Below are 12,100 nucleotides of genomic sequence, written 5' to 3' on the forward strand. Positions count from 1 at the left end.
AGAGGGGTCAGTGGGTGGTCGCGGCGGCGTTGAGCCGCAGCAGGGAGGCCCGCCGGCCGGGCAGCAGCCGCAGTTCGGTCAGGGCGCCGTTCTCCAGGGCGGGGAAGACCTGGCGGTAGCGGGCGAGCGGGATGCCGAGGAGCTCGCACAGCACCAGGCGTACGAGGGTGGAGTGGGCGACGACGAGGACGCGGCCGTCGGGGAGTTCCCGCGCCACCTCCTCCAGGCAGTCGATCGCCCGGCCGGCCGCCGCCACCGGGTCCTCACCTCCGGGCAGGTGGTGGGTGACCGGGTCGTCCAGGAAGGCGGCGAGCGCGTCGGGGAACTCCTCGGCCATCTCGTCGCGGGTCAGTCCGTCGCCGCGCCCGAAGTCCACTTCGTACAGCCGCTCGTCGACGCGGGGGGTCAGGCCGAGCGCGGTCGCGGCGGGTTCGGCGGTCAGGCGGGCGCGGGACAGGGGCGAGCAGAGGACGGCGTCGAGTCGCTGTCCGGCTGCCCAGGCGGCGAGCGTGGCGGCTTGTTTGTGGCCGAGCTCGGTGAGCGGCACATCGGTGCGGCCCGCGTAGCGGTTCTCCGCGTGCCATGCGGTCTCACCGTGGCGTACGAGGATGAAGTCGGTCACTGCTCGGCCTTTCTGCGGGCGTGCGCCGCCACGGCCGGCTCCAGCCAGCCGCGTCGGGTGAGTTCGTCGACGAAGTCGAGGTACACGGGGGTCAGCCGGTCGGTGTGCGCGGGGTCGGGGGGCAGTTCCTCCCGTACCCGCACCATGGCGGCCGCCGCCTCCTCCAGCGTGGCGCCCGTCGCGGTCGCGGCGAGGACCGCCATGCCGGTGGCGCTCTCCGCGTGTTCGGGGAGGGTGACCGTCCGGCCCAGGACGTCGGCGCGCAACCGCGACCAGTACCTGTTGCGGGCGCCGCCGCCGGTGAGGGTGAGCGGGCCGCCGACGGGGGCGCCGAGGTGGTCGAGGTAGTCGAAGCAGAGGCGTTCGACGCAGGCCACGCCGAGGAGCAGGGCGTGGAACTCCTCGGCGTCGTCGGCCACGTCGCCGAGGAGGAACGGCGTGGCGTCCGGCGCGCGGAACGGGAAGCGTTCGCCGCCTGCGCCCGTGAGGGGGTAGGCGACGGCGGTGGAGCCGGTGGCGGCGGCCCGCCGGGTCAGCGCGTCGAGGTCGGCGTCCGGGAAGCGGCGGGCGACGGCCCCGGCACCGCTGCTGGAGGCGCCGCCGGGCAGCCAGGTGCCGCCGGGGCCGCGGTGGCAGTAGACCACTCCCCCGGGGTCGCGTACGAGGTGGGCGCTCGCGCCCTTGAGGACCAGGGTGGTGCCGAGGACGGAGTTCCAGGCGCCCGGTGTGAGCGCTCCGGCGCCGATCTGCGCGGCGCAGCCGTCGGTCATGCCCGCGACGATCGGCGTGCCGGCGGGAATCCCGGTGGTCGTGGCGGCCTCGGCGCACACGGTGCCGATGACCGTGCCGGGCCGGACGACGTCAGGCAGCAGCCCGGCGGGGACGCCGAGCCGGGCCAGTTCGTCGTCCGGCCAGCGTTCGCCGATCAGGTGGTAGCCGGTCTTGAGGGCGTGGCTGGCGTCGCCGGCCACCTGGTGTCCGGCGAGCCGCCAGGTGACCAGGTCGGCCTGGTGCAGGAGCCGGGCGTCCGGGAAGTCGGTGTTGTCCAGCAGCCACAGCAGCTTGGGCAGCGCCCAGGACGGCTGCATGGTGCGGTAGCCGAGGTCCGGCCACACCGCCTCGCCCGCCTTGTTGACGCGGGCGGTGTAGGCGCGGGCGCGCCCGTCGTCGTACATCAGGCCGGGTGTCAGGGGTCTGCCGTGCTCGTCGGCGAGGAGGACGGTGCCGGAGGTGGCGTCGACGGCCAGGCCCCGGACGCGCTCGGGGGCGATACCGGTGAGGGTCTCGCGGCAGGCCTCGGCGAGGGCGGACCACCACTGCTCGGGGTCCTGTTCGTGGCGTACGCCGTCGCGGTGCCCGGTGAGCGGGCGGGACGCGGCGGCGAGCAGCCGGCCGGTGCCGTCCACGGCGACCGCGCGGGCGCTCTGGGTGCCGAGGTCGAGGCCGAGGTGGACGGCGTCGGCCGTCAGGGCGTCAGACATGCGGTGCCTTCTGTGCGTCGGTGGTGGTGGCGGGTGACCAGCCGAGGGAGCGGGCGGCGCCGCGCCAGGTGAGGAACGACTCGTAGAGCCCGTCGTAGTGGGCGACGCGCTCGGGGTCGGGCTCCCAGCCGGAGCGCATGCGGACGTACTTGGCGGCGGCGTCCCGCATGCTGCTCTCGGCTCCGCTGAGGACGAGCCCGGTCAGGAACGCGCCCTTGGCGCCGAGTTCGGTGTCCGCGCTGCGGGCCGTGGGGACGCCGGTGACGTCGGCGATGAGCCGGCACCACCGGTCGCTGGCGGAACCGCCGCCGCACAGGCGCAGTTCGTGGACGTCCGTGCCCGACGCCCGCAGGCAGTCGCGGACGACGAGCGACAGTCCCTCGAACACGGCGCGGGCGATGTGGCCGCGCGAGTGGTCGAGGGACAGGCCCCAGAACGTGCCGCGGGCGTGCGGGTCGAGGAACGGGGCGCGTTCCCCGGCGGGCGAGAGGTACGGCAGGAACGCCGGCCCGCCGGGGGCGGGTTCGGTGCCGAACGCCAGCTCGCCCAGGGCGGCGGGCCCGTCGACGCCGAGGAGGCGGGACGCCCAGTCGAGTACCTCGGTGCCGGAGAGGGTGGGGAAGGCGCGCAGCACGCGATCGCGGCTGCCGTAGGCGATGTTGATGCCGCACGGCTCGCCGCTCGTGTCCACCTGGCGGGTGACGATCTCGGTGCACAGGGTGGTGCCGAGGATGGCGCACGCCTGGCCCGGTTCGACGACGCCGGCGCCCCGGGCGGTGGCGGCGATGTCGTACGGGGCCATCACGACGGGCAGACCGGCCGGCAGGCCCAGTTCGCCGGCGGTGTGGTGGGTGATCTCGGCGATGCGCTCCCCCTCGCCGAGGACGCGTGGCAGCAGCCCGGTGTACGGGCCGAGCCCGAACAGGTCGATGATCGCCGGGTCGTAACCGCCGGTGGCGTGGTCGAGGAAGGGGGCGGACGCGTCGGACGCGTCGATGGCGGTGACCCCGGTGAGCTTCAGGAACAGCCAGCCGGCCGCCGTCAGGGCCGTACGGGAGCGCTCCAGGCGCGCGGGGTCGTGTTCGGCGAGCCAGCCGATCACCGCGTTCGGCATGCCGCTGCACGTCAGGGAGCCGTTGCGGCGGTAGGCGTCCTCCAGGACGCCGTCGGCGGACCAGCGGGTGAGCAGGTCGCCTGCGCGCCCGTCGGACCAGAGGACGGCGGGGCCGGTCGGGCGGCCCTCGGCGTCGACGAGCCAGCAGCCGTCGCCCTGGGCCGTGAAGCTGACCAGCCACACCGGGTCGTGGCCGGGGCCTAGCTGGGAGAGGGCGCTGCGCACGGTGAAGACCACGCCGTTCCACACCGCGTCCATGTCCTGCTCCGCCCAGCCGGGATGCGGGCGCAGTACCTCGGTGCCGATCCGGGAAAGCGCCATTTCCCGCCCCTGGTCGTCGAAGACGACGGATTTGATGACGGACGTGCCGACGTCGATGGTGAGAACCGACATGACTGGAATACCTGCCCCTTCACTCGCGGACGCCAGGTAAACGTGCGGCCGGGCGGAGCGTCAATCAGCCCCGGAATTATCCCGTGACCGGCCGATGCCGCCGTGTGAGATCGCGGCCGGGCACCGCTTCGCCGGGCGGCGGCGCGATGCTGTCGTGTTAAGTTCACGTGAGGTTCGCACCACGCGCAAGGAGCCGTCACGCCATGACCCGTATGGACGCCCAGGAGGAGCGGCGGCGCAGACTCCGCGACCTGGTGACCGAGCAGGGGTTCGCGCGGACGAACGACCTGGCCGACGAGTTCGGCGTGAGTGTGATGACGATCCACCGCGACCTGGACGCGTTGCAGGCACAGGGCTGGCTGCGCAAGGTGCGGGGCGGGGCGAGCTGCCTGCCGTCCACGCAGTTCCACGGCAGCGTGAGCGAACGCATGACGACGATGGCGCAGACCAAGCACCGGTTGGCGCGGGCCGCCGCGGAGCTGCTCGCGCCCGGGCAGATCGTGATGCTGGACGACTCGACGACCTGCCTGAGCCTGGCCCGGCAGATGGCCGACCACACGCCGCTCACGGTGATCACCAACTCGCTGCCGGCCGTCACCGCGCTGTCCAAGGAGCCGGGCGTCTCGCTGATCGCCCTCGGGGGCACGTACTTCCCGGCGTACGACGCCTTCATGGGGCTGCACACGGCGCAGAGCGTCGAGTCGTTCCGGGCGGATGTGCTGTTCCTGTCGACGACGGCGGTGACCGGGGGCCGCTGCTACCACATGTCGCCCGAGACGGTGCAGGTCAAGCGGGCGATGATGGCGTCGGCCGCGCGCCGGGTGCTCTTGATCGACCACACGAAGTTCGCCAACCAGGGGCTGTACGCGCTGGCGCCGCTCACCGACTTCGACCTGGTGCTGGTCGACGACGCGGCGCCGGCGGCCGAGGTGCGGCGGCTGCGGGACATAGGCGTGGACGTGCGGACGGTCGACACCTCGCGCTGAGGGCGGTCCTCTGCGTGGATCACATGCGCCACGTGAACGTAACACCGACTTAACCCGGCCGTCGGCTGGGCACCACGCCGGTCTTGGGCCTGTGAGCTGTGGTGATGGCCGCCGTACGGCAGCCGGGGAGACCGCTCCTCCATCGTTTTCACGCCACGGCCGGGATGTGTCGCGGTGGCTTTCCTCACGCTCATTGACGCCCTTCTCACACGGCCGTTTCATCGTGACGCCTCGGCGCACCGCTCTCCGCGCTTTCCCCGACTTTTCGAAAAAGGTGGTTCTCGTGGCCGTCGTCATGGACCCGTCGTCTTCCGCCGAAGAGACACCCGAGCGGCATTGGCTGGACAGGATCGGCATTCCCAAAACGCTCGCCTGGGGCTTTCTGGGTGTGCTGATCTTCATGATCGGCGATGGTGTCGAGTCCGGTTATCTCTCCCCCTACCTCCTGGACGAGGGCATGTCCAAGGAGCGGGTGGCGCTGCTGTTCAGCGTCTACGGCGTCACCGCGAGCGTCGCCGCCTGGTTCTCCGGGGCCCTCTCCGACCTGTGGGGGCCGCGCCGGGTGATGCTGCTCGGCCTCGGCATCTGGGGCGTGTTCCAGGTGGTCTTCCTGGTCTTCGCCGTGCCGACCGTCGACTTCTGGCTGCTGCTCCTGAGTTACGGGCTGCGCGGGTTCGGCTACCCGCTCTTCGCGTACGGCTTCCTCATCTGGGTCACGGCGGTGACGCCCAAGCGCCGGCTGGGCTCGGCGGTGGGCTGGTTCTGGTTCGCCTTCACCGGCGGGCTGCCGACGCTCGGTTCGCTGGTCGCGAGCTTCGCCGTACCGTGGATCGGCGCGTACAGCACGCTGTGGCTGTCGCTCGGGCTGGTGGTGGCGGGTGGCCTGATCGCCCTGCTGATGGTGCGTGAGCCCACCGGCAGAAGCCGGCTCGCCCCGGCCGGGGAGCGGCCGGTCGCCACCCTGATCGGTTCGCTCTCCATCATCTGGCGCAACCCGAGGATCGGTACGGGAGCGGTCGTGCGGGCCATCAACACGGCGCCGCAGTTCGGGTTCCTGGTCTTCCTGCCGGTGTTCTTCACCGACACGCTCGGCTTCACCCTCAGCGAGTGGCTCCAGCTCCTGTCCGCGATGTTCGCCACGAACATCTTCTTCAACCTGATCTTCGGGGTCGTCGGCGACCGCATCGGCTGGCAGCGCACCGTCGCCTGGTTCGGTGGCGTCGGCTGCGCGGTGACCACGCTGCTGCTCTACTACGGCACGGTGTCGGCGGGTGACCACTACGCCCTGGCGATGGTGCTGGTGAGCCTGTTCGGCGCGACGCTCGCCGGTTACGTGCCGCTCTCGGCGCTCATGCCGTCGCTGGACCCGGCCCACAAGGGCCAGGCGATGTCGGCGCTGAACCTGGGCGCCGGGGCCAGCACCTTCCTCGGCCCGGCCCTGGTGGGCCTCTTCCTCGGGCCGCTGGGCGTCCAGGGCGTGATGTGGATCTTCGCGCTGCTGTACCTGGCCAGCGCGTTCATGACCCTGTTCCTGAAGCTGCCGGAGCCGGTAGCGGCCGGGGCGCCGGGGTACTCGTCCGGCCCCGGCCCGGCTTCGCGGGCACGGAACGAGTCGCCGGAGGCGTAGCCATGAGTGATGCGTGGGACTACCCGACCCCCTCCCAGGCGGAGGGTGAGCGGGAGCCGGGTGTGGACGAGCACCCCGACGTGGCCCGTTCGACGCCGTCACAGGCGGAGGGCGAGCGCCTCGCCAACGAGGAGGAACAGGCGGAGCCCGGCAAGGACCAGGGCAGGGGACCGGGCACCGGATGAGGCCGTGAGCGGCACGGGTGAGGGGCGGGCGCGTACGCGTCCGCCCCTCACCCGTGTATGGCCCCCTCGGACGGCCAATGGCCCACTCCGGCAGCGTGCGAATGGCCCAGGTGGTGGGCCAGTGGCGGGTCTAGGTTGAGGGCGGAACTCCCGCCCTGACCTGCCTCCCCGTCCTGGCCTGCTTCTCCGTCCCGCCCTGCCCGCCTGCCCTGGCCCGCCTGCCCCGCCTGTCCGAGGATGCCCATGACTCTCCGGCCCTTTCCCGGCGCCCTGCTTCCCGCCCCCGGCCCCGCCCGGGGGCTCGCGCTCGCCCAACTGGTCAACTCCGTGGGCGACGGTGCCTTCTACGTGTGTTCCGCGCTGTACTTCTCCCGGGTCGTGGGGCTGTCGGGCGCGCAGATCGGGCTCGCGCTGACCCTGGCCTGGGCGGTCGGCGCGGTCGCCGGCGTACCGCTCGGTCACCTCGCCGACCGACGGGGGGCCCGGGGCGCGGCCGTGCTGCTGGCGGGAGCGACCGCGCTGTCGGTGGCGGCGCTGCTGCTGGTGCGGTCGTACGCCTGGTTCCTGCCGGTCGCCTGCGCCTACGCCACTGCTCAGTGCGGGCTCGCGGCGGCGCGTCAGTCGCTGCTGGCGGGGCTGGTGGAGCGCGAGGCGCGGACAGGAGTGCTGGCGTACCTCCAGTCGGCGGCCAACGCCGGGCTGGCGGTGGGGGCGGCGCTGGGCGCGGTGGCCCTGTACGCCGGTACGCCCGCCGCGTACCTGGCCGTCCTGGGCATGGACGCGGCGGCCTTCGCCGGGTGCGGGCTGCTGCTGTGGCGGCTTCCGGCGGCGACCCGCGCCACGGCGCCCGTCGCGGCGCCCGTCGCGGCGCCCGCCCCGCACGGGGGCGGCGGCCTGGCGGTGCTGCGGGACCGGCCGTACGCGCTGGTCACCTTCCTCAACATGGTGATGCTGCTGCGGATGCCGCTGATCAGCCTCGCCCTGCCGCTGTGGATCGTGCAGCGCACGGCGGCGCCGGGCGGGACGGTTTCGGCGCTGCTGGTGCTGAACACGGGCGCCGTGATGCTGTTCCAGGTGCGTACGGCTCGGGCGGTCACCGGACTGGTCGGCGCGGTGCGCGCGGTGCGGTCGGGCGGCGCGCTGATGCTGGCCTCGTGCGCGGTGTTCGCGCTGTCGGGGGCGGTCCGTGGCGCGGTGTGGGGCGCGGTGGCGCTGCTGGTGGCGGCGGCGCTGCTGGTGTGGGGCGAGATGCGGCAGTCGGCGGGCGCCTGGCAGATCGCGTTCGACCTGGCCCCGGCCGGGCAGCAGGGCCAGTACCAGGGCTTCTTCGGGACCGGCGTCCCGGTGGCGCGGATGGTCGGGCCGGTGCTGCTGACCGCTCTCGTGCTGGGCGGGGGCATGGTGGGCTGGCTGGTACTGGGCGGGTTGTTCCTGGTGGCGGGGGTGGCGATGGGGCCGGCGGTGCGGTGGGCGGAGGGCCGCGGCGGCACGGGCGGGCACGCCGCGCGATCGGTGGCGGAGGTGGGCGGCGATCGGTGGCCGGGAATGCTCGGCGATCAACGGGGCACTCGGGGGAACGGAGCGGGCTGCTGCGCGGCTGGGATGGCGGCAGGGCAAGGGGCCCGCTCCCCGTCTTCGAGGAGTTGTGGTGACTGATTCATATGGGGTTGAGGAGGACACTGAGGTCCCGGCTGTGCCGGGGGGTGCCGTATGTGCGGCCTGAGCGGGGAGATCCGCTTCGACGACCGGCGGCCCGATGTGGCCGCCGTGGAACGCATGACCGACCGGCTGGCGGCCCGGGGGCCGGACGGCCGGGGGATCTGGTCGCAGGGGCCGGTGGCCCTGGGCCACCGCCGCTTGAAGATCATCGATCTGTCGGAGCGCGGCGCCCAGCCGATGACGGACACCGAGGCCCGGCTCACCGGGGTGTTCAACGGGTGCGTGTACAACTACCAGGCGGTGCGCGCCGAGCTGCGCGCCCTGGGGCACCGGTTCTTCTCCACTTCGGACACCGAGGTGATCCTGAAGGCCTACAGACAGTGGGGCACGGACTGCGTCGACCACTTCGTCGGCATGTTCGTGTTCGTCATCGTCGAGAACGACACCGGCCGGGTGGTGCTGGCCAGGGACCGGTTGGGCATCAAGCCCCTGTACCTGGCGCACGGCTCCGGCCGGCTCCGGTTCGCCTCGACGCTGCCGGCCCTGCTCGCGGGTGGTGACGTCGACACGTCGCTCGACCCGGTCGCGCTGCACCAGTACCTGAGCTGGCACGCCACGGTGGCGGCGCCGCGCACGGTGCTCGCCGGGGTGCGCAAGCTGCCGCCCGCGACGGTGCGGGTGGTGGAGCCGGACGGCTCGTACACCGACCGCTGCTACTGGCAGCCGTCGTACACGCGGCGCCCCGAGTTCGCGGGGCTGGACGCCGGTGACTGGCGGGACGCGGTGCTGGAGGCGCTGCGGACGGCGGTGCGCCGCCGGATGGTGGCCGACGTGCCGGTCGGCGTACTGCTGTCGGGCGGGCTCGACTCGTCACTGATCGTGGCGCTGCTCGCCGAGGAGGGCCAGGAGGGTCTGGCGTCGTTCAGCGTGGGGTTCGAGGCGGAGGGCGGCGAGCAGGGCGACGAGTTCGCGTACTCGGACCTGATCGCACGCCGGTACGGGACCGACCACCACCAGCTCATGGTGCCCTCCGACCGGGTGTCGACCGCCCTGGACGGCGCCGTCGCGGCGATGAGCGAGCCGATGATCAGCCATGACGTGGTCGCCTTCCACCTGCTGTCGGAGCTGGTGTCCAAGGAGGTGAGCGTCGTCCAGTGCGGCCAGGGCGCCGACGAGGTGTTCGCCGGCTACCGCTGGTACCCCGACATGGCCGCCGTCGAGCGGGAGCGCGAGCCCGAACGGTACGCGGAGGTGTACTTCGACCGGCCGCACTCCGACATGGCCCGCATCCTCCAGCCGCACGTGCTCACCGACCACGACGTCTCCGGCCGGTTCGTGCGCGAGCACATGGCGGCGCCCGGCGCCGAGACCGCCCTGGACGCCGCGCTGCGGCTGGACACCCACGTGATGCTGGTCGACGACCCGGTCAAGCGGGTCGACAACATGACCATGGACTGGGGCCTGGAGGCGCGCACACCGTTCCTGGACCACGAGCTGGTGGAGCTGGCCGCGGCCTGCCCGCCGGAGCTGAAGCTGGCGCAGGGCGGCAAGGGCGTGCTCAAGGACGCCGGGCGGGCCATGCTGCCGCGTGAGATCGTCGACCGGCCCAAGGGGTACTTCCCGGTGCCGGCGATCCGCCACATGGCGGGGCCCGTCCTCGAACGGGTCCGTGAGGCGCTGTACGCGCCGGAGGCGAAGGCGCGCGGCCTCTTCCAGGAGGAGTACATCGCCGAACTCCTCGCCGCCCCCGACGACCACCGTACGAAGCGCGGGGCCAACGCCCTGTGGCACGTAGCGTTGCTGGAGATATGGCTGCAGACGCACAGGATCTGACCGGAAGCCAGGATCTGGCCGGGAACACGTCGGCGGCACCGCTGCCGGTGCCGCTCGCCGACGCGGCCGGTCTGCGGGACGTCCCCCAGCCGCTGGTCTCGCACGGCTGCTGGTACCCGTCGGCCGACCCCACGGGCGAGCGGGTGGCGTTCATCTGCGACCGGACGGGCGTGCCGCAACTGTGGACGGGGCCGGCCGGCGCTGCCGGCGCGGTCGACGGGGGTGACATCCACCTCCTCGACTCCGACCCCGACCCCGTGACGGAGGTGGCGTGGTCGCCCGACGGGCGCTGGATCGCCTACACGGTGGCCCCCGGCGGCGGCGAGCACACCCGGGTGCTGTGCGTGCGCCCGGACGGCACCGGCCGCCGGATCGTGGCGGGCGCCGACTCCGGCAGCTCGGCGTACCTGGGGTGCTGGGCGCGTGACGGCTCGGCCGTGGGCGTGACGGTCGCCGAACCCCCGCCGTCGCCGGCCCGGCACGCCCGGGCGGACGCCGCCGGGGAGGACACCGTGCCGGTCGACCTGCCGACGGGCTGGGCGGAACGGGACGGCCACGCCGCCCTGCTGGGCGGTGCGCGCCGGGGTGAGGTGGGGCCCAAGCCGCACGAGGCGGCACCGGACGGGGCCGTACGGGACCGGCTCAGCGCCTACCTGGTCGACCCCGACGCGGTCGCCTCCCCCGTGCTGGTGGCCGCCGAGAGCGGGGCGGCGACGCTGCGGGTGTGCGACGTCAGCGAGGACGGGCGCCTCGCCCTGGTGCGCCGGGGGCCGCGCGGGCGGCGGGAGGCCGTGGTGGTGCGCACCGAGGACCTGGGCACGGGGTCCGTGCTGCGGGTCGCGGACGGCGACCCCTGGATCGGCCGGTTCTCACCGGACGGCCGCACGGTGTGGCTGCGCAGCGACCACGAGCGGGAGTTCGCGGCGCTGCTGGCGGCCGCGCTGGACGACGAGGGCCGGCGTACCGGTCTGTCGGTGCTGGCCGAGCGGGAGGGCTGCGACCTCGAACTGCTGGCGTTCGCCGAGGACGGCCGGACCGCCGCGCTCGCCTGGAACGTGCGGGGCGCGAGCCGGCTCCAGACGCTGGGCCTGCCCGCGGCCGGGCCCGCCGCGCCCGTGCCCAGCGGCGGGGCCACCGGCACGGCGCCGCCGCACGACGTGGCCCTGCCGCACGAGGTGGTCACCCGGATCAGCAGGGCCGGGCCGGGCGGGATGGTGCTGGCGCTGTCGGGGTCGCAGCGCAAGCCGGGCGTGTGGTGGGTGCCGGGGACGGCGTCGCCCGCGCGTACGCCGTGGTCCTCTCGGGACGAGGACGCCGTGCCGCTGGGCCGGCCGCCGGTGCGTCCGGCGCCGCTGCGGCCCACCGCGCGCGACGGGCTGGTGCTGGGCGGCTGGTACTACCGGGCGCCGGGGCGGGCCGAGAGCCGTCCGGCGCCGTGCGTGATCCACCTGCACGGCGGCCCGGAGGAGCAGGAGCGGCCGGTGTTCGAGCCGCTGTACCACGAGCTGACCGGGCGCGGACTGGACGTCTTCGCACCGGACGTGCGCGGCTCCTCCGGCTACGGGCGGTCCTTCGTGGACGCCGACCTGGGTACGGGCCGGTTCGCGGCGATCGAGGACGTCGCCGACTGCGCGGCGCACGTGATCCTGACCGGGCGGGCCGACCCGACGCGGCTGGCCGTGATGGGCCGCTCGTACGGCGGCTACCTCACCCTCGCCTCGCTGGTGTGGCACCCGGAGCTGTTCCGCACGGGCGTCGCGGTGTGCGGGATGTCGGACTTCGCGACGTTCTTCGCCGGGACCGAGCCGTGGATCGCGGAGTCGGCGGCCCACAAGTACGGCCACCCGGTGCGCGACCGGGAGCTGCTGCGCGCGCTGTCCCCCATGAGCCGGATCGACGAGTTGCGCGTGCCGCTGCTGGCGGTGCACGGCGAGCACGACACGAACGTGCCGCCGGGCGAGTCGGAGCAGGTGGTGCGGGCGGCCCGGGAGCGCGGCCTGCCGGCCGAGCTGCTGACCCTCCACGAGGAGGGTCACGAGTTCCGGCGGGCGGACAACCGGCGGCTGTTCCGCCGTACCGCCGCCGACTGGATGGAACGGCATCTGACCGGCTGAGCCCGATCCGGGCGGCCGAGCCCATGCGACACATCCCAGATGTGCATAAAGTGACCGAACATGGGCATTCCGTACGTCGCTCCGGA

General features: G+C 73.7%; 9 protein-coding genes. 6 read left to right on the forward strand and 3 right to left on the reverse strand.

The features are described from left to right. Positions 1-7: 7 nt before the first annotated feature. From ACZ46W_RS23095 to ACZ46W_RS23105, 3 genes are read right to left on the reverse strand one after another with little or no spacing between them, the layout of a single operon-like run. Positions 8-622, reverse strand: coding sequence for a histidine phosphatase family protein (locus ACZ46W_RS23095; protein WP_468340444.1), 615 nt, complete (start codon positions 620-622; stop codon positions 8-10). Next, entirely contained in the window at positions 619-2,103 is a 1,485-nt protein-coding gene (locus ACZ46W_RS23100) for an FGGY-family carbohydrate kinase (RefSeq protein ID WP_468340447.1), read from the reverse strand. Before ACZ46W_RS23100 ends, ACZ46W_RS23095 begins: the two co-directional genes overlap by 4 nt. Next, complete coding sequence (locus tag ACZ46W_RS23105) at positions 2,096-3,610, reverse strand: FGGY family carbohydrate kinase (protein WP_468340450.1); 1,515 nt, start codon at positions 3,608-3,610, stop codon at positions 2,096-2,098. The genes ACZ46W_RS23100 and ACZ46W_RS23105 overlap by 8 nt, the downstream gene beginning before the upstream one ends. Positions 3,611-3,813: 203 nt before the next feature. On the opposite strand from ACZ46W_RS23105, the gene ACZ46W_RS23110 reads away from it, so the two are divergent. The 6 genes from ACZ46W_RS23110 to ACZ46W_RS23135 all read left to right on the forward strand — a co-directional run bounded on the left by ACZ46W_RS23110 (position 3,814) and on the right by ACZ46W_RS23135 (position 12,014). After that, positions 3,814-4,596 (forward strand): DeoR/GlpR family DNA-binding transcription regulator, encoded by a 783-nt coding sequence (locus ACZ46W_RS23110; RefSeq protein WP_468340453.1) that lies wholly within the window; start codon positions 3,814-3,816, stop codon positions 4,594-4,596. Between the two features lie 283 nt (positions 4,597-4,879). Further along, on the forward strand, positions 4,880-6,223 hold the full coding sequence (locus tag ACZ46W_RS23115; protein ID WP_468340456.1) for an MFS transporter: 1,344 nt from the start codon (positions 4,880-4,882) through the stop codon (positions 6,221-6,223). Positions 6,224-6,225: 2 nt separating this feature from the next. Further along, positions 6,226-6,408, forward strand: a complete 183-nt coding sequence (locus ACZ46W_RS23120; protein WP_468340459.1) for a hypothetical protein — start codon at positions 6,226-6,228, stop codon at positions 6,406-6,408. A 243-nt stretch (positions 6,409-6,651) separates the two neighbouring features. After that, positions 6,652-8,064: an MFS transporter gene (locus ACZ46W_RS23125; RefSeq protein ID WP_468340462.1), complete on the forward strand. Its 1,413-nt coding sequence runs from the start codon at positions 6,652-6,654 to the stop codon at positions 8,062-8,064. 54 nt (positions 8,065-8,118) lie between these two features. Continuing rightward, complete coding sequence (locus ACZ46W_RS23130) at positions 8,119-9,900, forward strand: N-acetylglutaminylglutamine amidotransferase (protein WP_468340465.1); 1,782 nt, start codon at positions 8,119-8,121, stop codon at positions 9,898-9,900. After that, positions 9,876-12,014, forward strand: coding sequence for a S9 family peptidase (locus ACZ46W_RS23135; protein WP_468340468.1), 2,139 nt, complete (start codon positions 9,876-9,878; stop codon positions 12,012-12,014). The genes ACZ46W_RS23130 and ACZ46W_RS23135 overlap by 25 nt, the downstream gene beginning before the upstream one ends. Positions 12,015-12,100: the final 86 nt, after the last annotated feature.

The organism is Streptomyces sp. NPDC031064 (genome assembly GCF_055570965.1).

Bases quoted from the DNA above. Each gene is read 5' to 3' on its own strand.
- ACZ46W_RS23130 (WP_468340465.1), top strand. From the start codon at position 8,119: ATGTGCGGCCTGAGCGGGGAGATCCGCTTCGACGACCGGCGGCCCGAT.
- ACZ46W_RS23125 (WP_468340462.1), top strand. From the start codon at position 6,652: ATGACTCTCCGGCCCTTTCCCGGCGCCCTGCTTCCCGCCCCCGGCCCC.
- ACZ46W_RS23110 (WP_468340453.1), top strand. From the start codon at position 3,814: ATGACCCGTATGGACGCCCAGGAGGAGCGGCGGCGCAGACTCCGCGAC.
- ACZ46W_RS23100 (WP_468340447.1), bottom strand. From the start codon at position 2,103: ATGTCTGACGCCCTGACGGCCGACGCCGTCCACCTCGGCCTCGACCTC.
- ACZ46W_RS23120 (WP_468340459.1), top strand. From the start codon at position 6,226: ATGAGTGATGCGTGGGACTACCCGACCCCCTCCCAGGCGGAGGGTGAG.
- ACZ46W_RS23135 (WP_468340468.1), top strand. From the start codon at position 9,876: ATGGCTGCAGACGCACAGGATCTGACCGGAAGCCAGGATCTGGCCGGG.
- ACZ46W_RS23105 (WP_468340450.1), bottom strand. From the start codon at position 3,610: ATGTCGGTTCTCACCATCGACGTCGGCACGTCCGTCATCAAATCCGTC.